Annotated in this window: 21 protein-coding genes, 1 tRNA gene and 1 pseudogene; 11 read left to right on the plus strand and 12 right to left on the minus strand. The window is 65.3% G+C overall.

Features of this window, described 5'->3' with window-relative positions; translation table 11 throughout:
• Positions 1–34 precede the first annotated feature (34 nt).
• Positions 35–949: an aldo/keto reductase gene (locus ACY466_RS15045; RefSeq protein ID WP_463246221.1), complete on the plus strand. Its 915-nt coding sequence runs from the start codon at positions 35–37 to the stop codon at positions 947–949.
• Between the two features lie 31 nt (positions 950–980).
• On the opposite strand, the gene ACY466_RS15050 is transcribed toward ACY466_RS15045, so the two are convergent.
• Both ACY466_RS15050 and ACY466_RS15055 read right to left on the minus strand, forming a co-directional pair.
• The gene (locus ACY466_RS15050; RefSeq protein ID WP_463246223.1) at positions 981–1,607 is read right to left on the minus strand and encodes a hypothetical protein; all 627 of its coding nucleotides are present in this window, start codon (positions 1,605–1,607) and stop codon (positions 981–983) included.
• A gap of 312 nt (positions 1,608–1,919) precedes the next feature.
• Positions 1,920–2,780, minus strand: a complete 861-nt coding sequence (locus tag ACY466_RS15055; protein ID WP_463246225.1) for a cyclopropane mycolic acid synthase family methyltransferase — start codon at positions 2,778–2,780, stop codon at positions 1,920–1,922.
• Positions 2,781–3,221: 441 nt separating this feature from the next.
• On the opposite strand from ACY466_RS15055, the gene ACY466_RS15060 reads away from it, so the two are divergent.
• Entirely contained in the window at positions 3,222–3,827 is a 606-nt protein-coding gene (locus ACY466_RS15060; protein ID WP_463246227.1) for a DJ-1/PfpI family protein, read from the plus strand.
• 114 nt (positions 3,828–3,941) lie between these two features.
• On the opposite strand, the gene ACY466_RS15065 is transcribed toward ACY466_RS15060, so the two are convergent.
• On the minus strand, positions 3,942–4,310 hold the full coding sequence (locus tag ACY466_RS15065; RefSeq protein ID WP_463246229.1) for a VOC family protein: 369 nt from the start codon (positions 4,308–4,310) through the stop codon (positions 3,942–3,944).
• 62 nt (positions 4,311–4,372) lie between these two features.
• On the opposite strand from ACY466_RS15065, the gene ACY466_RS15070 reads away from it, so the two are divergent.
• Complete coding sequence (locus ACY466_RS15070) at positions 4,373–4,825, plus strand: MarR family winged helix-turn-helix transcriptional regulator (RefSeq protein ID WP_463246231.1); 453 nt, start codon at positions 4,373–4,375, stop codon at positions 4,823–4,825.
• Between the two features lie 201 nt (positions 4,826–5,026).
• On the opposite strand, the gene ACY466_RS15075 is transcribed toward ACY466_RS15070, so the two are convergent.
• Positions 5,027–5,989 (minus strand): NADP-dependent oxidoreductase, encoded by a 963-nt coding sequence (locus ACY466_RS15075; RefSeq protein WP_463246233.1) that lies wholly within the window; start codon positions 5,987–5,989, stop codon positions 5,027–5,029.
• A gap of 142 nt (positions 5,990–6,131) precedes the next feature.
• Between ACY466_RS15075 and ACY466_RS15080 the strand changes: the two genes are divergently transcribed.
• Complete coding sequence (locus tag ACY466_RS15080) at positions 6,132–7,049, plus strand: LysR substrate-binding domain-containing protein (protein WP_463246235.1); 918 nt, start codon at positions 6,132–6,134, stop codon at positions 7,047–7,049.
• Positions 7,050–7,255: 206 nt separating this feature from the next.
• Here ACY466_RS15080 and ACY466_RS15085 read toward each other — a convergent pair whose 3' ends face one another.
• Complete coding sequence (locus ACY466_RS15085; protein WP_463246237.1) at positions 7,256–8,032, minus strand: alpha/beta hydrolase; 777 nt, start codon at positions 8,030–8,032, stop codon at positions 7,256–7,258.
• An 85-nt stretch (positions 8,033–8,117) separates the two neighbouring features.
• On the opposite strand from ACY466_RS15085, the gene ACY466_RS15090 reads away from it, so the two are divergent.
• The 5 genes and pseudogenes from ACY466_RS15090 to ACY466_RS15110 all read left to right on the plus strand — a co-directional run bounded on the left by ACY466_RS15090 (position 8,118) and on the right by ACY466_RS15110 (position 12,272).
• Positions 8,118–8,732, plus strand: coding sequence for a TetR/AcrR family transcriptional regulator (locus ACY466_RS15090; RefSeq protein ID WP_463246239.1), 615 nt, complete (start codon positions 8,118–8,120; stop codon positions 8,730–8,732).
• A gap of 251 nt (positions 8,733–8,983) precedes the next feature.
• Complete coding sequence (locus ACY466_RS15095) at positions 8,984–9,526, plus strand: helix-turn-helix domain-containing protein (RefSeq protein ID WP_463246241.1); 543 nt, start codon at positions 8,984–8,986, stop codon at positions 9,524–9,526.
• Between the two features lie 90 nt (positions 9,527–9,616).
• The gene (locus ACY466_RS15100; protein ID WP_463252313.1) at positions 9,617–10,162 is read left to right on the plus strand and encodes a nucleotidyl transferase AbiEii/AbiGii toxin family protein; all 546 of its coding nucleotides are present in this window, start codon (positions 9,617–9,619) and stop codon (positions 10,160–10,162) included.
• A 327-nt stretch (positions 10,163–10,489) separates the two neighbouring features.
• Positions 10,490–11,846: pseudogene (locus tag ACY466_RS15105) on the plus strand (IS3 family transposase).
• A gap of 93 nt (positions 11,847–11,939) precedes the next feature.
• Positions 11,940–12,272, plus strand: coding sequence for a hypothetical protein (locus ACY466_RS15110; RefSeq protein WP_463246243.1), 333 nt, complete (start codon positions 11,940–11,942; stop codon positions 12,270–12,272).
• 710 nt (positions 12,273–12,982) lie between these two features.
• Here the strand turns inward: ACY466_RS15110 and ACY466_RS15115 are convergent.
• The 5 genes from ACY466_RS15115 to ACY466_RS15135 form a co-directional block, all read right to left on the minus strand.
• The gene (locus tag ACY466_RS15115) at positions 12,983–14,173 is read right to left on the minus strand and encodes a TRAFAC clade GTPase domain-containing protein (protein WP_463246245.1); all 1,191 of its coding nucleotides are present in this window, start codon (positions 14,171–14,173) and stop codon (positions 12,983–12,985) included.
• Between the two features lie 235 nt (positions 14,174–14,408).
• Positions 14,409–14,849, minus strand: a complete 441-nt coding sequence (locus tag ACY466_RS15120) for a hypothetical protein (protein WP_463246247.1) — start codon at positions 14,847–14,849, stop codon at positions 14,409–14,411.
• 678 nt (positions 14,850–15,527) lie between these two features.
• Positions 15,528–16,067: a hypothetical protein gene (locus ACY466_RS15125; protein WP_463246249.1), complete on the minus strand. Its 540-nt coding sequence runs from the start codon at positions 16,065–16,067 to the stop codon at positions 15,528–15,530.
• Between the two features lie 1,068 nt (positions 16,068–17,135).
• A tRNA-Lys gene (locus tag ACY466_RS15130) sits at positions 17,136–17,208 on the minus strand.
• Between the two features lie 100 nt (positions 17,209–17,308).
• Entirely contained in the window at positions 17,309–17,530 is a 222-nt protein-coding gene (locus ACY466_RS15135) for a DUF3618 domain-containing protein (protein ID WP_463246251.1), read from the minus strand.
• Between the two features lie 144 nt (positions 17,531–17,674).
• Between ACY466_RS15135 and bcp the strand changes: the two genes are divergently transcribed.
• On the plus strand, positions 17,675–18,148 hold the full coding sequence (bcp, locus tag ACY466_RS15140) for a thioredoxin-dependent thiol peroxidase (RefSeq protein ID WP_463246253.1): 474 nt from the start codon (positions 17,675–17,677) through the stop codon (positions 18,146–18,148).
• Here the strand turns inward: bcp and ACY466_RS15145 are convergent.
• Together ACY466_RS15145 and ACY466_RS15150 are read right to left on the minus strand one after the other, a co-directional pair.
• A complete protein-coding gene (locus ACY466_RS15145) occupies positions 18,126–19,505 on the minus strand; it encodes a M20/M25/M40 family metallo-hydrolase (RefSeq protein WP_463246255.1) in 1,380 nt (459 codons plus the stop codon). The genes bcp and ACY466_RS15145 overlap by 23 nt on opposite strands.
• Positions 19,506–19,530: 25 nt before the next feature.
• Positions 19,531–21,096 (minus strand): hypothetical protein, encoded by a 1,566-nt coding sequence (locus ACY466_RS15150; RefSeq protein ID WP_463246257.1) that lies wholly within the window; start codon positions 21,094–21,096, stop codon positions 19,531–19,533.
• A gap of 317 nt (positions 21,097–21,413) precedes the next feature.
• On the opposite strand from ACY466_RS15150, the gene ACY466_RS15155 reads away from it, so the two are divergent.
• Positions 21,414–22,079 (plus strand): TetR/AcrR family transcriptional regulator, encoded by a 666-nt coding sequence (locus tag ACY466_RS15155; RefSeq protein WP_463252314.1) that lies wholly within the window; start codon positions 21,414–21,416, stop codon positions 22,077–22,079.
• Positions 22,080–22,094 lie beyond the last annotated feature (15 nt).

Consider the following 22,094-nt stretch of genomic DNA (forward strand, 5'->3'; position numbering starts at 1 on the left):
CAGACGACGGTACGCCACAGAAAGTGCTGACGACATGACACAACTCGGCCTCGGCCTTGCTGCCCTCGGACGCCCCGAGTACCTGACGGTCGGGCACTCGACTGCCGTGGGCGGACGATTCGATCCGGTCGCCCTCGAGCAGCTGTGCCACGCAGTACTCGACGCCGCGTGGGACAGCGGAGTTCGGCACCTGGATGTCGCCCGGTCCTACGGGTCGGCCGAGCAATTCCTCGGCAGTTGGTTGTCACGACAGCCGAATCGGCGCGAGGACCTGACGATCGGCTCCAAATGGGGATACTCCTACGTCGCCGATTTCCAGCGGGGAGCCGAAGTTCACGAGGTCAAGGAGCACTCGGTGGCACGCCTGGCCGAGCAGTGGCCCCAGACCCTGCGCGACCTCGGCGGGGCACCCGACCACTACCTGATTCACAGCGTCACCCCGGACAGTCCTGCCCTCAGCGACCCTGCACTTCTCGACGACCTGCGCGCCCTGGCCGAGCGCGGTACCCGCATCGGCATCAGCACGAGCGGTCCGCATCAAGCCGATGTCGTTCGTGCGGCGCTCGACATCGCGGTGTTCAGTTCGGTGCAGTCGACGTGGAACCCACTCGAACCGTCCGTCGGCCCAGCCCTGGCCCGTGCACACGACGCCGGTTGGTTCGTCGTGATCAAAGAGGCAATGGCCAATGGACGACTCGTCGCCGAGGAGTCGCAACTGACCCGACGTGCGGATTCGGTCGGGGTCGGCCGGGACGCTCTCGCATTGGCGATTGCACTCTCGCAACCGTGGGCTGATGTCGTGCTGTCCGGCGCGGCCACCGTGGAGCAACTCGAACAGAATGTCGCGGCACTCGACGTCGACCCCAACCTGATCGACGCGAGCGATCTCGACCTCGCCGAATCGCCGGAAAGCTACTGGGCCAACCGGTCTCGGTTGGCATGGACGTGACGCAGTCCCCTGCGCCGGCAAGCATCGACGTCTAGCCGACAGCGCTTCCGGTCCGCGAACGGGACCCGACGCTCGAACGAGAGGCAACCGTGCCGGACGCGATGCGGCGAGCCAACACAGCAGCGCCGACGAGAATCAGCACGCCCTGAGCGATCCGCACCCAGGGCGGCGCGAAGAACTGCGGTAAGAACAGAACGAAGCCTGCTGCGAACACCGCGGCGGCCACGCCGCCCGTCCGAACCGCAAACACCACCGCCCCGACGGCGATCAGGACCAGACCCACTCCGAACATCACCACCTGGACCGCGCCGTACCGAATCGGATCGGCCAGATCCACGAGATCGATGCTCCCGGCGCCGAGGGCCTCCCGACCCACCACACTCAGCGCGAACGTCTCGGCGCCGTAGTACGGCAACACCAGTGCGACACCCACGAGAGTGGCCGACTCCACGAGTGCGCCGGCACGCACCTGACGGACGAACACTGCCAGTGCGGTGAACCCGAACATCGCACAGACGTGCGCCGCGAGCCACAGAGGCGACGCAAACGCTTCCGCACCCGCCTTCCCGACCTCGCTCGAGTAGGGCCTCAGAGCCGGGTAGAGGGCGAACAGCACGCCGATCGTCAGAAGAAGCAGAAGCGTCGGGCGAGTGTGCATCGATCTCCTCCGTCGCGATGGGCGGCGCTTCGAAAATTCAACGGCTCGAGGACCGCATCCCCCGTCGCGGCGTTCGCCACGAGAAGATGACCGGGCCGCCGTCACCTCGCGAAAGTATGGTCGTGAACCCGTCCGCGCAGTCGGCGACGGAGCGACCTCCGGGCGGATCCCAGATGAACACTGGCCGCTGCCGCCGATCCCGAGCCCTTCACCCCCAGACTTTCGCAGAGCCATGCCGGCGGCTTCGCCCGGCATGGCCCCAATCGCAGTGGTCCGACGCGGTGCGGTCCCGACCGACCTGGGTCGAACGGGTTACTTCGACAGTGTGAACTGCATGATGTCGATGGTGCCGCGGCGGAACTGCTTCGCGCATCCATCGAGATATTTGATGTAGCGGTCGTAGACCTCGTCCCCGGCGATCGCGATGGCCTCTTCCTTGCGCGCCTCGAGGTTCTCCGTCCAGATTTCCAGCGTGCGGCCGTAGTGCTGCTGCAGCGAGTGCACCCGGTCCACGGAGAATCCGACCGATGCAGCACGTTCCTGGATCGTCACGGGACGCTCGAGCTCTCCGCCGGGGAAAATCTCCCGGAGAATGAAACGCATGAAGACTGCATCGCGCTTGTCGACGGGGACGCCCTTGTCCTCGAGATCGTCCAAGCCGTAACCGACGATGGTGTGCAGCAACATGACCCCGTCCGACGGAAGCAGCGAGTGTGCCTTCTCGAAGAAGGGAACGTGGCGTGCGCGGCGAAAGTGTTCGAAGGCGCCGATGCTGACGATCCGGTCGACGGGCTCGTCGAACTCTTCCCAGCCCTGCAGCCTCACCTCGGCCTTGCGGTCGCCCGTCAGGTCGTCGAGGCGAGACCGCACGCGTCCGAACTGGTGCTCGCTGAGCGTCAGACCGACCACGTCCACATCGAACCGCTCGCGGGCACGGATCATCGCGGTGCCCCACCCGCAGCCGACGTCGAGCAGGCGCATACCCGGCTCGAGCCCCAACTTGTCCAGGGCGAGATCGATTTTCGCGAGCTGCGCCTCCTCGAGCGTCATGTCCTCGCGCTCGAAATACGCGCAGCTGTACGTCCACGTGGGGTCGAGGAAGAGCGCAAAGAAGTCGTCGGACAGGTCGTAATGCGATTGAACGTTCTTGAAGAAGGGCTTCAGGTCTGTCATGTGGTGTAGCAACCTCACAGTCGACGGGTGTTAACGAGCGACAGAACACCGTCCCCCGAAACGACTGTCAGTTGCGAATCTACTTTCTGCGCAACGGATTCGCGTTCGAAACCACTGGATCGCCGAACTAAACGAACCTGCGGTCCGAGTCTCGGGCGCTGGTGGTCACCGAGCACGGTTCTCGGGCTCCGATGGTCGCGGCGGGTTCGTTTCGAGGCCGCCGGTCGGCGCTGTCACCTCTCTTCGACCTCACGGTCCACAGAACGCGATGGCGGTACTCGGGAGATCTGAGCACGCACCGCCCCACGGAGGCGGACCGGTGCTCGGGGCCATCAGCCCGACTCCGTCGAATCAGCCGACGACGAATTCGGTGAGGATCGGCCCGAACACTTCCGGGTCGGCCGGCGCTACGGGTCATGACGACTAGGGCACGCTGATCCCATGACAACGACACCCGAAGTGCGCACCATCGGCATCCTGTTGTTCGACGGGGTCGAGGAACTCGACGCCGTAGGCCCCTGGGAAGTACTGGCCTACTGGACGGAGCACCATGCGGACGATGGATGGGCCGTCACCGTGCTCTCACCCGATGGACGACCCGTGACCGCCGCCAAAGGCCTTGTCCTCGGATCCCACACCTCCATCACGGACGCCCCGCCGCTACAGGTGCTCATACATCCGGGAGGACGCGGCACGCGCGGGCTGATGGCCGACCCGGACCACCTGGCTTGGGTGCGTCGACAACGCGCTCAGGTGCCGTTGATGGCCAGCGTCTGTACCGGTTCTCTGGTGTACGCCGCGGCCGGACTGCTCGCCGGACGGCCGGCCACCACCCACTGGAGCGCCCTCGACGAACTCCGCGCTGCGGACCCGACCGTGCAAGTGCGCGAGCACGACCGCTGGGTGGACGACGGCGACCTCATCACCTCGGCCGGTGTATCAGCCGGTATCGACATGGCCCTGCACCTGGTCGATCGACTCGCCGGCACGGCCCGCGCCCGACAGGTCCGCCGAGGAATCCAATACGACCCCGCGCCGCCCATCTGACCCACGCGACCCGAAACGGTCGACTGTGGATCATTCGTGGTGACGACTCACCGGTGCACCGATGGCGCAGAGTGCTTCGCCGACAGCTCTGGTACCGAACGCCGGCGTGCGCGCTCAGGCGCGGTCGTGCAGGGTGATGTGATAGCCGTCGGGGTCGGCGAAGGTGAACGTGCGGCCGAACGGTCCATCGACCGGGGCGGAGACGATCGTCTTGCCATCGGCGACGAGGGCGTCATGGATGGCCTGGACATTCGTGGCGTGCAACCAGATTGCCGCACCGATGCCGGGCTGCGGGGTAGACGCGATGTCGACGCCGGGGATGACCTCGCGGAGCGCGAATGCGATTGGAGACGTATCGAATACAACGGCGTGAGGCGGGCCGGCCTGCGAACGAACGAGACCGAGGTAATGCTCGTAGAACGCTTGCGATGCAGCGAGGTCGGTTGCTTGGAGATTGATGAAGTCGGGGCCGGTGACAGCCATGGTGTCGCTCCTCGATGTTTGTCAGTTTGTTGACACGAGCCAACGTATGTCAAAATACTGACATGAGTCAAGCGGATGAGGGTATCGACCTGGAGACGTCTCTGGGATACCAGTTGAAGGAGGCTTCCAGTGCACTTCGTACCGCAATGGAAGCTGCTCTTCGCCCCCTCGGGATGACGGTGACCCACTACTCGTGCCTCGAACTTCTTTCGCAGCGTCCTGGACTGTCGAACTCGGATCTGGCACGGGGCACCTTCGTCACGCGGCAGGCGATGAATGTTCTCCTGCAATCTCTCGAACGCGACGGATATGTCAGTCGACCCGCTCGAGCACCCGTCGGGAAGACCCTGCCCGCCAGTCTCACTAACGCCGGACGAGCGAGATTGGCCCGAGCCACGGTTGCCGTCAGGGCAATCGAGAGGCAGATGCTCGCAGGGTTGTCCGATCAGGACCAGGTCGCGACCCGGCGCATTCTGTCGAGCATCATCGAGTCGCTGCACAATCCGAAAATCTGACCCGATGTCCATCTGGCCCACGTGGTGCGTTCGCACACTTCGCATCCGGGTCGAATAAGTCGATGCGCCGGGGCAATACCTGGCAGTTCGTCGGCGCAGTCCACTCTGTTCGCACAGGGGAATGGCGTGTGCGAACCCGGTTTCGGTCCCCGGCCGTTCTTGGCGTATCAACCGTCGGGGACACCGCGATCGAGGAGCCAGTCACGGCAGAAGGACTATCTTGCCGGTACTGCCGCCGGTCTGGCCGAACTCATGCGCCCGGGCGGCGTCGGCAAGCGGAAAAGTCTTGGCGATGATCACCTGTACATCGCCGGCGGCGGCGAGTTCGGCGAGATGGGCTCTGAAGGAAAATCGATATTCGGTTCCGGCATCCTGGCCGGGTCCGTAGCCGAGCAGCTTGATTCCGGTGCCGAATCGGCGGTCGGAGCCGGTGATCGAGGCAATGCGTGCGGGGTCGGGCACTAGTTCGAGGGAGACATCGAGGGCCTCGTCGGAGCCGACCGTATCGATCGCGGCATCCACGCCGTGCGGTGCTGCAGCACGGACTCGGTCTACCAATCCGTCGCCGTAAACGACGGGGATTGCGCCGAGTCTCCGGAGCAGGTCGTGGTTCCGCGCGGCCGCGGTCGCAACGACGGACGCTCCGAGGTCGGTGGCGAGTTGCACGGCCATCAGGCCGACACCCCCGGCCCCACCGTGAACGAGTACCGTGTCACCGGCATGAACTCCAGCGGCGTGAATGGCGTGCGCGGCAGTCAATCCCGCAAGCATCAGGGCACCCGCTTCCTCCCACCCGAGCCCCGCGGGCTTCGGTATCAGTGACGACGCGGGGACAGCGACGTAGTCGGCGTAGGCGGCTACGGCGGGATACACGATCACGTCATCGCCGATCGCGACACCCTGGACCGTCGAACCGACCGAGCTCACGACGCCCGCGCACTCCATGCCGAGGGTGGGCAACGATTCGGCAAGGCCCGCAGCATCCTTCTGGTCGTCGTCGACCTCGTGGAATTCGCCGCTGTACAGCTTCCAGTCCAGCGGGTTGACCCCGGCTGCGCGAACCTGAACGACGACCTCGCCCGCTCCGGGAGTCGGGACGTCGACCTCCCGAACGGTGAGAATGTCGGGACCGCCGAAGGCGTGTGGACGCACGATCCTGGCCATGAGACCTCCAAAGTGTCAGCGCCCGGCCGATCGCCGGGACGGGAAGCGAGAACCACGTGGCTCGGATTCATCGTGAACCGTTTTTGGTACGTCGAAAAGCGCAACATCGATAACGTTGTCTTGCGTTTGGCACAATTATCCGGTGGATGCTACGCAGATGGACCTCAATCTCCTCCGAGTCTTCGACGCACTTCTGGACACCAGCAGCGTCTCGAAAGCCGCCGATCGGCTTCACCTGTCGATACCGGCGACGAGTCGGGCACTGGGCCGACTCCGGCAAACGATGAACGATCCGATACTCGTGCGGGCAGGCCGCGGAATGGTCCCCACACCCTTCGCGATGCGCACGGCCGCACGCGTGAAATACCTGCTCGACGAAGCGGATCGACTGCGCTTGGACACGGTGGGAGACCCGTCCACGTGGCGTAGGACCTTCGCAATCCGAATCAACGACGCGTTGTCCCCTGTGCTGGCTCCACGCCTGACACGCGTCGTGGCCGAGCAAGCGCCGCACGTACAACTGCGATTCGTTGCTCAACAGACGAAAAAGGCTGATCTGCTTCGCGACGGGACATTGGATCTGGACATCGGTGTGGCCGATCCCGCGCCACCCGATGTTCTGTCCTCGATCCTCTTCACCGACATCTTCGTCGCCGTCGTGTCGTCCTCGTCCGAACTCGGGAGAAAACGAACCCTGACCCTGGACGATCTCTGCTCGGTGCCCCACGTGTCGGCATCGCGACGCGGTCTCGATCGAGGACCATTGGATGGCGCACTCGAACGAGTCGGGTACGCGAGACGGGTCGCCGCCGTGGTCCCGACCTATGCCGTCGGTGCCTTGATGGCGCTCGAGGACGATGTGCTCTGCCTCATCCCCTCGCGACTGGCGTCACACCTCCAGGAGCGTGGCGTTCCCATCCGAGCGCACCGAGTACCTGTCGGTCTCCCCGTCGCCACCGTCGAGCAACGGTGGCACCAACGCGCTGACTCCGACCCAGCATCACAGTGGCTCAGAACCGTCATTAATGCGGCCGCCACTTCACTTCCGGCCCCGAAATAGCAAACCCACGGGCACCCGACTTCCCCGTGAGACACCGAACATTTACCCCGGCAGCCACTTCGCTGGTCGAAACTTCCGGAATCTCGACGAGCGTCAACGGCCCGTCAGCACCTCACCCGTCCTCGGCGGTGCGATCTCGCCGTCCCCGAGCACCGACGACGACGCCGCGCACCATGGTTGCTCGATGGAGCGGCGCAGGCCGGTGGTCAGCGGTTCAGATCGTTAGCCCGCAGCCAGTCGTCGACGTGATTCATGGTGGGGGCGAGGAACTTGCCGAAGAACATCATGTGATCCGAGTGGGGAATCTCGATGTACCGCGCCGATGGGTAACGGCGGGCTGTCGCTCGTGCGATGCGTCGATGGATGATGCGATCGTTCTGTGCGCCCATGACCAGGACCGGACCTGTCACGGCCGCGAAGTCGACGGTTGACGCATCGGCCCGGTCGAGCCACGGGAACGCCATCTCGCAGTAGGCGCGTCCCGATTCGGCGACCAGCTGCGTGTAGAACTGCTCCTGAAACTCCCGCGGGTGTTCGTTGGCCACACCCTTCGACCAGCGGTCCCAGGTGGGCATGAACGGCTTCGCCCACGGGCGCGCTTGGAAGTAATGCGAAGCAACGACTCCGATGGTGCTGGGGTATCCACCCCAGATGCCGGCGGCGGGCGCGGGCGCCGCAGCGATCAAGCCGGCGTGGGCGATCCGTGCGGCCACCAGCTGCGCCAGCAACCCCCCCATCGACAGACCCGCCACGATCGGGGGGCTATCCAACGTCGTCACGAACTGCACCAGATCGTCCGTGTAGTCCCGCAGGCTCAGGGTCGCGATGCGCTGGGAGCCTTCGAGTAACGGTAATTCGTGGTGGCGCAGAGTCGGGGTGTGCACCACGAATCCACGGGCCTCGAACGCGACCCGCGCCTCGGTCCACGCGTTGCCGCTCCCCCAGGTCCCGTGAATCAGTACGACGTGCTCCGGTGCGCTCATGACCCGGAGAGTATCAGCATCGACTGATTCGACGAATCAATCGATGCGGATAAATCGAACAGGCTGGGCTGGATAGCATGGTCGGGTGGCAATCTCGGATCCGACTGCAGTCGACGGTCGAACGACGCGGTGGGCGGGACGCCGACTCGAACTGCTCGCTTTGGCGCGTGAGTACGTGCTCGAGAACGGCGTGTCGAACATGACGCTGCGCCCGGTCGCCGAAGCCATGGGTGTCACCATCGCGACGGTGATTCGCCAGTTCGGGTCCAAAGATGCGCTGCTGCGGGCGGTCGCCGAGGACATCAACGCCGAGCTGGCCGTGGAGTTGAACGCAGATCCACAAGTCGAACTCGGAACAGCCGACGAGCTGCTTCGAACACTCTGGCGCCGATGGCTGCTCGACCCGCGCCGGCGCCGGGAGTTCGCAGTGTGCTTCGAGCTGTACGGCCTGGCCATCGCCACACCGGACCGATACGGATGGTTCCTCGATTCGGTGGTCGCCCAATGGCTCGACCTCATCGAGGAACAGCTCCGCAAGATGTCGGGTCCGCATGCAGGGACACCCGCTGCGGCGACACTGATACTCGCGCTGTTCCGCGGACTGCACCTCGACCTGATCGCGACTGACGACGTACAGAGGGTCGACGCAGCATTCGAACTGGCGGTATCGACGCTGCTGACAAACATGAATCCGCCCTGAACCACTTCGCCGCGGCCCGGTCGTCGTGAGCCGTGCGGTCAGGACACCGAGGCCGGTGCCGACCACATCGGCGGCGGGTCGGCCGAGCGAGGCCGAGCCGATCTCCGCGCCGATCATCCGGCTCAGGTGAGCCACCACCGTCGCAATCCCGTCCGACACCGCGTCGACGGGGATTGCACGGGCACGCATATCAGCGCGGGTGACGGTAAGGTATCCGATCAGATACCTATGGCGAGAATGGAGACACGCCGATGGACGGACCCACCCTCCTCGAACGCGCCCGCCGCAACGCCGGACTCAGCCAGGACGAACTCGCCCGCCGCGCACACACCTCGAGGCCGACACTGTCCGCTTACGAGAACGGCCGAAAGTCACCCTCCCTCGCCACGACACAGCGACTGCTCGCCCAAGCCGGCTTCGACCTCGACGCCACCCCATCCATCACCTTCCGCGCCGTACCCGGCTCGGGCGGACGAGAACATCTCGTCCCGAACGTCCTCCCCCGCCTCCCCCTCCACCGCGCCTTCGCCACCATCGAGCTTCCCCTGGCCCTGAATTGGTCCAACCCCGGCCGTACCTACCGACTCGGCCACCGACCCGACCGCGCCCTCGCATACGAAATCGTCCTCCGCGAAGGCACCCCCGCCGACGTCCTCACCTACATCGACGGGGCACTCCTGCTGGACCTCTGGCCCGAACTCGTTCTTCCCCGCAGCCTCAGGGCGGCCTGGACACCGACCATCGAGGGGTACCTCCCGCACACGAGCGCGACACACCCACGATCCGAAACTTGATCGTGCTCACCGACTTTCAGACCACGGTCGCACAGTTGTTCTTCACCCTCCCAGCCAGCGACGGCTTCCTCCTCGCCGGGGGCCGCACCGATCGCCCAACAACTCACCACCCGCCCCACCCGGGACCTCGACTTCTTCACCTCCCGCGGCAAAAGCACCGTCACCGACGCCCGAGACCAATTCGAAGACGCCGCCCACACCCGCGGCTGCACCGTCGACCGCATCCACGACACCGACACCTTCTGCCGAATGCTCGTCCACGGACCCGAAGACCTACTCATCGATCTCGCTCTGGACTCCCCGCCCGGCATGCCCGCCACCGCCAGCATCGCCGGGCCCACCTTCGCACCCGACGAACTCGCCGGCCGCAAACTCGTCGCACTCTTCGACCGCGCCGAAGCCCGAGACTTCGCAGACGTTCATGCACTCACCACGCGGTACGACAAGAACACCTTGCTGACCCTCGCGGCCGACGTCGACGCCGGATTCGACCACCAGATCCTCGCCACCATGGTCGACAGCCTCCAACGATTCACCGACGACGACATTCCAGTGGACGCCGACAGCGTCGCCGAACTACGACTGTTCTTCGCCACCTGGGCCCGAGAACTCAGACATGATCCGACCAGTCCATAACGGCTCGGAACCAGGCCGGATGCCGGGGCGGCAATCACGCGAAACGTATTCGATCTACGCGCAACGTGGATCACGACGGGGAATTGCACACCCGAAACAGCAGTTCCGCACCCGTCGTGACCACGTGCGTCGATCACCGCAATTCCTGGCGGCGCTCGCATGCCAGGGGCGCTCCATTTTGGAGCCTAGAAATCCCTTACCCCCACGTCAACTGAAGTGGGGACAATACCGAGCGATCCTCACGGATCAGAGGCAACCGAACCGGGGTCAGTCTGAATCGCCCTAGGTATCGTGCCGCTTCCTTCTGAGTTTGGAAGGATGCACGCCATGCCCAAGAAGATCGATCCGGAGGTCCGTGCGCGGGCCCTGAGGTTGTTGGAGACCCACGGCCAGGAGTACCCGTCGCTGACCGCGGCGGCAGCGGCGATAGCGAAGCAGGTCGGTGTCGGTCACGAGACGGTGCGCCGGTGGGCGGTGCAAGCTCAGGTCGACGGCGGAACACGGACCGGCACCACCACCGAAGAGTCCGCGAAGCTCGAGAAGCTCAAAGCCGAGAACAAGCAGCTGCGCGAGGACGTCGCCATCCTCAAAGCGGCGACGACTTTCTTCGCGGGGGAACTGACCCCCTTGGGCCGTTGATCATTGGATTCATAGATTCGTTGCGCTCCAACGGTTTCGCGGTCGAGTCGATCTGCCGGGTCCTGCGTGAGCAGGGCGTGGCGATCGCCGCGAGAACCTACCGGGCGTGGAGGACGCGCCGGCCGGCGGCGCGAACGGTCTCCGACGCCGTGGTCGTCGACGCGGTACGGGACGTGGTGTGGAGAACCGACGACGACGGACGGCGGCGGATGACGCCGGAAGGGCTGTACGGGCGGGTGAAGATGCGCGCTCACCTCGACCGTGTGGTCGCTCCGGGTGTGTCCTACGGGGCCGTCGATCGAGCTATGAGGACGCTGCAGCACAACGGAATCCGGCGCGCCAAGGGAATCAGGACCACGATCCCGTCCGCCGACGGCAACCGGGCCGGGGATCTGCTGAACCGGCAGTTCCGTGCGGACGAACCCAACCGCGTATGGGTTACTGACTTCACGTATGTCAGATCGTGGGCAGGGTGGGGTGGGGGTACCTCCCTGCACGCAGTGCTTGGGGGAACGTGGTGTTCATCGTCGACGTCTTCTCCCGCCGCATCATCGCCTGGCACGCCTCGACGTCGAAGTCGGTGGAGCTGGTGACGGTGCCGCTGAGGATGGCGTTGTGGCAACGCCGGCGGGAAGGTCATCCGGTGAAAGCTGCTGAGCTGATACATCATTCGGACGCCGGGAGCCAGTACACGTCGGTGACGCTGACGGAGAGATTGGCACCCCCGGACATCGCCGCATCCATCGGGTCCGTCGGGGACGCCTACGACAACGCCCTCATCGAGTCGGCGAACGGGCTCTACAAGACCGAGTGCATCCGCACGACGATCTTCCATTCCGGCCCGTACCGGACGGCCTCCGAAGTCGAGTTCGCGACGGCCGGGTGGGTCGATTGGTACAACAACACACGGTTGCATTCGAGCATCGGCTACATGCCCCCGATCTGGGGGTACCTCCCGCTCGCGGGGGAGTACGAGACACTGCACTACTCTGGCCTCACCAACGAGGATCAGCCCCGATTGGAGGCGGCACAGAACCTAGGGTGATTCACCGCCGAATGCGCCGAACCCTGACAACCGTCATCACAGGGCACGAGAACCGAATTTTCTGCGGCGCCCGACACGACTGGATTCCGACCGATGACCCACTGGCACGTCACGTCGACGTGCAACCGCGAATCCATCGCGCTGCACGGACTCGACTGGAACCACCTGGGCGCTGCGCGCGGCATCGCCGGCAGCACCCGACCCGAGCAACACGGATGCTTCCTCGCCGCCGATGCCCACGAGCGGGACTGGTTCGTGCAGATGAACAACACCGGCGGCGACGTCGACCTATGGGAGGTCGACGGAATCGTCCACACCGACCACGTCGAATCCCACAACGGCCACTACTTCTACCCCGGAGTCATCGACGCGTCGAACGTGCGCCTGGCGCAACGTGCCATACCGCCCTGCAACACGTTTCGTTGACACGTCGACGTGCAGCGGACGAATCGGCGTCCGCTAGGTGTCCTTTGGCGCGTATTCCGTGCGCACGGCGAAGTCAGGCACCAGGGGCTTCGTTCAGTTGCCTTGTGTGTGATTCCTTTCCTGCGGTGCCGCACCGCCGGCGTTCTTGGGCCGCGCCGACGTTCCGGTGCCACGAGTTCACTCGACGTGGACCTGCAAGGCCGTCTGAACAGGTGTCTATTTGGTGATATTTCCCGTTGAGTTCACCGGCGTTCAGGTGGATTCGCGTTGAAAGTCATCAGTAAGTCATGACTTGGCCCTCGTGTGGCGAGTGATGGAGTTTCGGTACTCGTAGTTGCCCGGCACGTGCTATCGAGCATCCTGCGCGTTCTGGGCTTCCCAGATGTTCGCGTACCTATCGGCAACTAATGGCCACACTTGTTGTAGACCGTCCTCGACGGATCCAACTGCAGCAGCGAGGTCCCCGAAGATGACGAACTCGTGGGGGATTACACGCCCGGCGGAGTCTCGACGCCCGAGCGGGTCAGGGATGCGCAACGCGACTTGCCTCCCTTGCCGGCCCCATGCGGCCGGTGTGTCGGAGAGGTCGTTGAAGGCGCGCTCGTAGGCGGGGAGGGGGTCTGCGAGTCCGGAGTCCAGAAGAAATCGGAAGCCCCAATTCCGGCCGCGGGTCGCCCAAATCAAGTCCTCCGGGCGCGCGGGATCGCCGCTCACTTCGGGTTCCTGATCACCTTGTCGTTGACGCCCTGCTCAAGATCGAGCTTGAACTGCGTCAGAGTTGCTCTGAGGTAGTCCTGCCGCGCCCGCGCTTGCTCGTTCATTTCCTTGAGTTTCGGTCCAGCCAACTTGACTGCATCGACGAGGATCGACAGCGCAATGGACGCGAGTTTGCCTCGCGTGTCCAGCTTGGCCATCTTGTTCAGCAACTTTTCGACTGCTGGGAACTTCCCGCCGGTCAGGCCGACTGCGAGCAACTCGGCGCCGTCGGCGAGTGAGTCGAGCACTTTGTATGGAATGTTGAACTTCTGCTGCCATTGCACGCGCCGTTCCAACGGAAGAAGAGACGCCACCGGAAGGACCAGGTCGAGGCCGACGCGTTTCGTCAAGTCGATGTCGACATGCTGCGGGTCATCGGATCTGAGTTTGAACCTGGCGGATGAGAGCAGCATGAAGTCTTCGCCGATCGACAGGGCAGCGGGCGACTCGATGAGTTCGGCGACTGTTGATCGTAAGTGTTCGATGTCTTCGGCTGCTTCGAGTATGACCAGATCGCGAAATGTTTCGACGTCCCAGTCTGGCAACAGATCGGCCTTTGACAGGGCCAAGATCCAGATTCGGGGAAACTCGACGATGGGCCCGTCCTCGAGCAGGTCGTCCTTGAGTCGCAGAAGCCCTTGCCGGAAGTTGAACAGGAGCGACTTGAGGTACAGCTGTTCTTCGCCACGATGATCGAGTAGCTTCTGCCCGTCCACCAGCAGAATTGCGACGTCGGATCGAAGTAGCGAACGGAAGGTGTCGCTACGCCGGTCTTGTTCTGCTGCGCGGCTGGGCTCTTCTTCGAACCATTCGCCGGGGTAGTCGTGCCACGCGAGCCTGAGGACGTCGAAGGGCCTCTTCTTGGCTACGTCATCTTCTCCGCCTTTGAGTTTGACGGAAAAATAGTAGGTAGTGCTCTTGAAGCGGGTGGGCATCGGCGTAGACGCTTTGTTTTTCATGCCGAGATAATTCTTGTAGAGCCGGACCCCTTGGCCGATGTCATCGGCTGAAAGATCCCAGAGATCGTTCTTGTAGGAGCCCTCCTGGGTCGGACCGAAGAACGACGAAACGAGAACGGTCTTGCCAGAACCGCTCTCGCCGAAGACGGCTATGTGCTGCTCTCGAACTTTGGGGAACTTGGCCATAGTAGGACGGTACAACACCAGGGGACTGCCTCCGTCTCTGCTTGACTGCTTAGCAACCCGCGGCCGCATCACGGAAAGCTCCGTCACCGGCGAAAGCGGAACGGGCTTGCAGACGCGGCGGGTTCGTAAACGCCGCCGACTGACTCACTCATACCCAATAAGTATCAGAGTGCAGATCGGCGACTGTACGACCGCCAGAGGTATTCAGTTGTACATTGGGCAAAGCTTCCGATCTTCAGATTGCGTGGCAGCCGGTTTCGTCGCACACCACGCCATCGGCTTCGGTGATGCCGCACGCGTAACCGGATTCGCACACATACTCGGTCGGGCCTGACTCCGGAACTACTTGCTGTTGCAGGAATTCGTCGCGCACGCTTTGGCAGTAATCGGAGTATCCGGTCATTGTCCCGTCCGACCATGTTGTCGCGACTGGGTCATACCCCGACTGGCACCCCACGATCGTGACGAGAGTCGGTTCTGGCGCGACAGGTGCCGGCGCCTCGGGTGGGGCGACCGCGGCCGTGGTCAACGGAGGTGGCGTCGCCACTTCGCTGGACTCTGTTGTCGTCACGGATGAGGTGGGTGAAGGTTTGGAATCAATCTCGCCGCCTCCACATGCGGACATCGTCAGGGCAAGTATCAAGGCCGGGATGAGGACAGCGAGTTTGAATCTCACGAGTTCACTTTCGTCGTTATGGAGTCGACCGTGCCAGTCGTCGTCTGCGTCCCGGCCATGGCGTGCAGTCCGAGTGCGGAGCGACCAGGTCCGGCTTCGGCTGCACCTCATTACAAGCGCTGCCCGTGTTGCTGGCGTTACAACCGATCCATTCATGGGCGGTCGATTCCGGTCTGGCCCGCAGCAGTGGTCGTGAAACGGACTGGCGGGTTCGGGCGATATTCGTATCGTAAGGCTGACTGTTCAGCTTCCCGCTCGTGCCGCCATGTGCTGCTTACCGCAGGTACTGCCGCAGTAGTAGCACTGGGAAGCTCTTCCACCGCAGTTGCTGCGGCGCTGGACGGGTTTTCAACGCCGATGCCCGGCACTGCGAGCAACGCTGGGTTGACCTGACGCACCAGTTCGGTCAACTCGCTGCCAAGCCGCTCCATCTCGCGCTGCTGGGACAGAAGCTACTGCAGCCCCACCGGCAAACTGGCCCGGTCACGATTTCGTTCGCGGCCCCGGCACATTGACCACCCAATATCCACCATCAGGATGGTCCGACGCCGTCACCACCCTCCTCACGCACGACGAACAACGAGTGACCCTGTTCCTCTCCAGCTCAGGACACTGACGAAACGCACGACCCGACAAGCAACCGGCGACGGGGGCGTCCGAGGTGAGCGCTCAGGTGGGTCAGTCGACCCGGCCGCGGCGTGGTGGGTCGATGCGCCGCTGGCGGTCGACACTGACACCCGGATGCAGGATGGACTGCAGGGTGCGGACAGTGTCCTCGTCGAGGTCGAATTCCATAATCGCTGCCGCCCAATCCCATTCGGGGGTCGACCATACGTAGTGCAGAGGACCCCATCGCGGCGCCCAGCACCCGTCCGTCGAACGCGGCGAACGGGCGAGCATGGTGTGGTCGTTGTGCCCGTCGAAAGCGCCCGTCTCGTCGTCGCGAAACGGCACCGTGGTTGGGGTGAAGTCGACCGGGACACGCGCCACGACAGGAGTTCTGGTGACGGTTGCCGCGAACCATTCCGCTTGCTGGCGGCGCGCCTCTTCGCCGCGACGTTGTAGGTCTTGCTGCCGTTCCTGTTGCGTCTGGGTCGGTCCGCTCCACGTGAAAAGGCCGTCATCGAGCGGCTCGCCGACCGTCACGTCGACGTAGTGAGCGCCGGTGTCCAGGAGGTCGACGTGGTGACCGAGGATTCTGCCGGTCTCGATGTCCACCCAGATTCGCATCGGATGCGGTTTGCCGGGCGGCGGTGCGAGTTCGACTGTCCAGCAGTCGCGCCCGAGGAAGGACACCGTGTCGATCGGACCGGCCGGGCTGGTGAAGTCGGTGCCGGCCCACTCCGCAGCGGACCGCCTCCGGATCAGGAACTGGTTCCTCCCGAAGTAGTGCACTCGGTCCACCGGTCCCGTGAGGGGACGTTCCGGGTCCGGCGTGAAGTCCCAGGCGGTGGTTCCGTCGGTGACGAACACGGGACGTCTGTCGTATTCGACTCTGGTGGACGCTCCGCGCAGCCACACCGTGCAGTCGTCGCCCGCGCGGACGAACATCGGACGGTACCCAGCTGTCTTGAATGTAGTCGGGTCCCGTTGAGGTTCGGCCGGTGTCTCGCGAATCGTTCCGTTCAGCGAGATGTCGGTCGGTGTTGTCAGCGCGTGCAAGACGTCGGTCCAGTGGGTCATGACTTCCTCCGACGGTGGTCAGCGGACAGGATGGCTGCGATGACGGCTCCCGCCAGGAGGATGAAGACAACGTCGTCGCTGCGGTCTGTGGCCGAGGTTCCTCCCCATGTCAGGACACGCACAAGCACGGCCAGAAGGTAGAGGCCGACTGCACCAGTGCGCATGTTTCCCATCCCTGCAACGTAGGCGTCTGCCCGGCAGCCCGCTTGCCGACGGGTGCGTGGTGCGAGCTCGGGTCGGTCACCGATCCCGACTGCACTGCCGAGGAGCCTCACAGGTCCGGACCGAGACCGCGGGTCCGGTCTGTCGCGGTATCGGCGGTGCGGGCGGCCACTGCGCGTGTCGGCTTCGCGGCCGGTCCGCGTCGCCGTTCCTGCGAGGCGGCGAACTCCGAGGTGAGGTCGCCGCGGCGGTCCGGTTCGGCGGACGCGACCTCGGATGTCTCGACATACTTGGGGCGGGCGTGGATTGCGACGGGGATGTTGCCGGCGCTTTCAGCCCTGTTCGACCTGCAAGTCTTGAAATAGTAGTGAGTCGGCACCGGAGTGTCGAGTAACAAAAATCCCCCGGTCAGCGTTGCCGCTGATCGGGGGCTTTTCGGTGTGCGCCCACAGGGACTCGAACCCCGGACCCAGTGATTAAGAGTCACTTGCTCTACCAACTGAGCTATAGGCGCATGCACACTCGGAGCGGCGAGCCGCTCAACTGGTGCGAGAAAGACATTAACATCTGGCACGCGCGGAGTGAAATCGGCCTCGACCACCCCACGAGGCGGGTCAGCGGACGATGCTGCGGATCACCAGGATCGCGACCACGGCACCCACGCCGATCAGCGTGAACTTGATGGCGGGCTCGTTCAGCGTCTCGACGACGGAGTTCTTTGTGGTCTCCACCAGTCGCTTCGGGTTCGCGCGCACACTCAGTTCGTCGAGGGTGGATGCGAGCTGATCACGTGCCGCCTCGATGTCACGTTCGATGCTGTCGGTGTTGCGTGCCACGAAGTTCCCTCCCAGAAGAGATCGAAGACAGGGGCGATCGATCTCGCCCGAGTAGACCCCGAGCCTAGAGCACGGGCCCCGGTAGCACTGCATACGGCGTCGGGACCGATTTCGACGTCGGACCCGTCGGCTAGATTCGACGCCGTGACCGAAACCTCCAGGCTGTCCGCCGGTGACCCCGCACCCGCTCTCGCGCTGCCCGACGCCGACGGCAACACCGTCTCGTTGACCGACTACAGCGGCCGTCGCGTCGTCGTCTACTTCTACCCGGCGGCCGGCACGCCCGGGTGCACGAAGCAGGCGTGCGACTTCCGCGACAGCCTGGGCCAGCTCAACGACGCGGGCCTCGACGTCCTCGGCGTCTCCCCCGACAAGCCCGCCAAGCTCGCGTCGTTCCGCGACGCCGAGGGCATCACCTTCCCGCTGCTCTTCGACCCGGACAAGACCACGCTCGAAGCGTGGGGCGCGTTCGGGGAGAAGAAGTTGTACGGGAAGGTCGTGAACGGTGTCATCCGGTCGACCTTCGTCGTCGATCCCGGTGGCGCCATCGAGGTGGCTCAGTACAACGTGAAGGCCACCGGCCACGTCGCCAAGCTCATCCGCGATCTGAAGCTCTGACCCCCAGCCCCGCCAGGAACGCGGCCTCGGCAACGGCGACGTTCTCGATCTCCGACGGGTCCACGCTCTCGTTCGGCGCGTGAATGGTGCACAGCGGCTCCTCGACGCCCAGAAGCATGATCTCGGCGTCGGGGACCGCGTTCTGCAGAGCGGTGCACAACGGAATCGACCCGCCCTGTCCCGCGAACTGCACCGGCTCGCCGTAGGCGTCGGACAGGGCCTGCAGCAACGCGCGGTAGGCCGGACCGTCCGTGCGCGCCTCGAACGGTGACCCGACGGCATCTTCGGTCACCGTCAGTCGCACGTTCCACGGAGTGGCGGCGCGGAGATGAGCGACCAGTGCATCGCGCGTGGCGACGGCGTTCGTCCCCGGCGGGACGCGTAGCCCCAGTCGCGCCGAGGCCCGCGGCACCACGGCCGCCGCGCTGCCCACCACGGGCGGGCAATCGACACCCATCACGGTCACCGACGGTCGCGCCCACAGGTGATCGGCAATGGACCCGCCGCCCACCACGTCGACGCCGTCCAGCATTCCGGCGTCACTGCGGAATCGATCCTCGGGATAATCCGCACCTGTCCAGGTTCCGGTGCCGTCGACGCCGTCGATGGTCGTGTTCCCCTCGGCGTCGTGAAGCGACGCGAGCACGAAGATCAGGGCCACCAAGGCGTCGGGTGCGGGTCCGCCGTACATCCCGGAATGCACTGCGCCCTGCAGGCTTTCGACGTCCACGCGAACGATCGCCATGCCGCGGAGCGACGTCGTCACCGTGGGTGTTCCGACGGCGATGTTCCCCGCGTCACCGATCACGATGGCGTCGGCTGCGAACAACTCGGGATCGCTCTCGACCAACGCCTCGAGGCCGCCCGCCCCGGTTTCCTCGGAACCCTCGCACACGATCACGACGCCCGTGTCGGCGTCGTCACCCAGTGCGCGCAGCGCCGCCAGGTGCATCAGCACGTTGCCCTTGCAGTCGGCCGCACCGCGTCCGTACCACCGACCGTTTCGCTCGGTGAGCTCGAAAGGCTCTGTCTCCCACAGGGACAGCTCACCGGCGGGCTGCACGTCGTAGTGCGAGTACAGCAGAACGGTGGGGGCGCCGTGACGGGCGGGACGCCGACCGATCACCGCGAGCGAACCGTCGATCGTCTCGTGCAGATCGACGGTCGGGATCCCCGCGTCGACGAACTTGTCGCGTACCCACTCCGCTGCCGCGCGGCATTCGGAGGCGGGCGCGATGTCCGGGTCCGCGACGGAGCGAAAGGACACCAGCTCGGACAACTCGGCGCGCACGCGCGGCATGTCTGCCGTCACGCGTGCGCGCAGAGTGGTGAGAAGGTCGGTCGTCGGAGCGTTCATACCCCGAGTCTTGCACCGCGTCGGACTAGTTGACGAGTTCCTGGTTCAGCCACTGGCCGGTTTCCGCCCAGTGCCGAGCCCACGCTTCGTCCTGCAACTGCTGCGGGGACTTGCTGGGATCGGATTCGGGAACCGGGATGGCGAACGGCGGCTTCGTCACCGACGTCGGCGGCGGGTTCGATGCTGCCGGCGGCGCGGTCCACGACGGGGGCGGCGGAGCGGCAGGCGTCGACGTCCACGGTGTCGCCACGCGCGGAGCCAGGGCAGGCGCGGCCGCTTCGGGCGTGGTGCCGGGTGCCGGGGGAACGACGCTCTCGTCGATCGCGGTGGCCGGATCGTCGACGGGCGGCGGCGGCGGAAGAACGGGTGACGGCGGGGCGGCGGGTGCGCCCGCCGCCGGAACGTCCGCGGTAGGAGCCGCCGCGTTCGCGTTGCCGCCCTCGGCCACTCGGTTCTCCAGAGTCGACGCAGCGTTCTGCGGCGGTGACTCGTCGGATCCGGCCGACAACACGACGGCGGAGCCGATGCCGGCAGCGACCAGTGCGAGCGCAGCCACGCCCACCAGGGCCTGGAGCCGACGCGGGGAACGGGGCTCCGGCGGCGGGGGAAGCAGGACCGGAACGACGGGGATCGACTCGGTCCGCGCGTCGGAATCGACGACCTTCGCGCCGGGCACCACCGGGAAGGACTCGGTGTCGGCGTCCGCCGGGATCGCCACGCCCCCGACGATCGCCGTGGTCCCCGACTCGGCCTTGGTGAGATCGACGGCCGGGGTCTCGGCGACGGGTTCGGACGGCGAGGCCTCGGACGCAACGGACGCTGCGGCGGTGGCTGCAGCAGCCGCACCGGCCGGCTTGCCCAGCGACATCTTCGCGGCACCGGACTTCGGGGCTCCCACCCGCGGCGAGGGGGTCGTATCCGGCGCGGTGGACGGGGCCTTCGCGGTCGACGGGTCCTTCGGGGTCGACGGAGCCTTCGGGGTGAAACGGGCCTTCGATGCCGGACCCCCGGGCGCCGATCCGCCCCGCGGAGCGGCCGGGCCCACCGGCGGCGTCGTGCCCGATCCACCGGCGGCGGCAGCGGCACCCGCTGCGGCCGCACCGGCGACCCGATTCCGGCGCACGGGCTTCGCGGGCACGGGGCGCGAACCCTTCGGGGTGCCCCCACCCGACATCGCCGTGGCCGGTTCTCCGCCGCTCGCGACGGCGGTGCGGGCGCGATCCCACGGGGCCACACCGCCGGCGACGACGGGTTCGGACACTCGGGCCTCGGACACCAGGGCCGCGTCGAACACCGGCACGCCGAACGCGAGTTCGAGAATGGGCGTGATGACGTCGATCTCGGCACAAGCACCGGACACGACGACGGCGACGATGCTCGCGCCGGACGTGTCCACGAGATCCCACAGCATCGGCACCGTCAGGCCGAACTGTTCGGGGCTGAAGCCGCTGAGCACCTTGGATGCGGGTTCCCGGAGAACCGATCCGTCCTCGGCCGCGAGCAACGATGCGGTCACCGTGGTGCCGTGCAGGCCGTAGAGCAGGACGGCGGCCGTCGTCTCCGCTGCTCCGCCTCGTGGAGTTCCGGGCATGGGGGCCTCCTCTTCTCGTGGGCCGGACGGCAACCGACCGTCGGACGCTCGCGGCGCCGATTATGCGTGGCCTCTTTGGGCTCGACGTCTTGTTACTGGCCCTAAACATACCCGAAGTTCATATTCGGTGTCACTGAATGGCACACCTCATTCGAATGACAGGTGTCGCCGGATACCCTGAGGGCGTGGACTCGACTGCCGGATCGCCGCTGCCGCACGACCCGTCGACCGACGCCTCCTTCGAATCCGAGCGCGTCGACGCCACGATCGAACCGTCCCGTGACCTGGCCTCCGACGTCCTGCGGGACGGAGCGGACGTGCGGGACGGGGCCGACACCAGCGAGGTCGCGGACACCAACGAACCGCGCGAGCTCCTCCCCCGTCGCCGTCCGACGCAGGAGCGCAGCAAGCGCAAGTTCGACGCCCTGCTGTCGGCATCGCGCGACGTGCTCACGGACGTGGGGTTCGAGTCGTTCACCTGCGAAGAGGTCGCGACGCGGGCCGGGTTGCCCATCGGCACCCTCTACCAGTTCTTCGCGAACAAGTACGTGATCGTCTGCGAGCTCAATCGCCAGGACTTCAAGGGCGTGCAGCAGGAACTGGCCGATTTCGACGGTGAGATTCCGTCCCTCGACTGGCTGCGGTTCCTCGACGACTTCCTCGATCACCTGTCGGGTCTGTGGACCTCGGACCCCTCCCGCCGCGAGGTGTGGCTGGCGATGCAGTCGACGCCGGCGACGCGGGCCACCGGGGTCATCCACGAGAAGGCGTTCGCCGCCCAGATCGAACGCATGCTCGCGCCGCTCACACCCCGCACTCCGCGGGAACGACGCAACCTCATGGCGGAGGTCCTGGTGCACGTCGTCTACTCGATGCTGAACTTCTCCGTTCAGGACGGTCAGTCGCACGCCGACGCGGTGGCCGAGCTCAAGCGCATCATGGGCGCGTATCTGATGGTCGCAGGAAAAGAGAGCCAGCGCTGATGCGCTGACTCTCTT

The organism is Rhodococcus sp. K11/5, from assembly GCF_055193735.1.

Bases quoted from the DNA above. Each gene is read 5' to 3' on its own strand.
- ACY466_RS15045 (WP_463246221.1), top strand. From the start codon at position 35: ATGACACAACTCGGCCTCGGCCTTGCTGCCCTCGGACGCCCCGAGTAC.
- ACY466_RS15050 (WP_463246223.1), bottom strand. From the start codon at position 1,607: ATGCACACTCGCCCGACGCTTCTGCTTCTTCTGACGATCGGCGTGCTG.
- ACY466_RS15055 (WP_463246225.1), bottom strand. From the start codon at position 2,780: ATGACAGACCTGAAGCCCTTCTTCAAGAACGTTCAATCGCATTACGAC.
- ACY466_RS15060 (WP_463246227.1), top strand. From the start codon at position 3,222: ATGACAACGACACCCGAAGTGCGCACCATCGGCATCCTGTTGTTCGAC.
- ACY466_RS15065 (WP_463246229.1), bottom strand. From the start codon at position 4,310: ATGGCTGTCACCGGCCCCGACTTCATCAATCTCCAAGCAACCGACCTC.
- ACY466_RS15070 (WP_463246231.1), top strand. From the start codon at position 4,373: ATGAGTCAAGCGGATGAGGGTATCGACCTGGAGACGTCTCTGGGATAC.
- ACY466_RS15075 (WP_463246233.1), bottom strand. From the start codon at position 5,989: ATGGCCAGGATCGTGCGTCCACACGCCTTCGGCGGTCCCGACATTCTC.
- ACY466_RS15085 (WP_463246237.1), bottom strand. From the start codon at position 8,032: ATGAGCGCACCGGAGCACGTCGTACTGATTCACGGGACCTGGGGGAGC.
- ACY466_RS15095 (WP_463246241.1), top strand. From the start codon at position 8,984: ATGGACGGACCCACCCTCCTCGAACGCGCCCGCCGCAACGCCGGACTC.
- ACY466_RS15110 (WP_463246243.1), top strand. From the start codon at position 11,940: ATGACCCACTGGCACGTCACGTCGACGTGCAACCGCGAATCCATCGCG.
- ACY466_RS15115 (WP_463246245.1), bottom strand. From the start codon at position 14,173: ATGGCCAAGTTCCCCAAAGTTCGAGAGCAGCACATAGCCGTCTTCGGC.
- ACY466_RS15145 (WP_463246255.1), bottom strand. From the start codon at position 19,505: ATGAACGCTCCGACGACCGACCTTCTCACCACTCTGCGCGCACGCGTG.
- ACY466_RS15150 (WP_463246257.1), bottom strand. From the start codon at position 21,096: ATGCCCGGAACTCCACGAGGCGGAGCAGCGGAGACGACGGCCGCCGTC.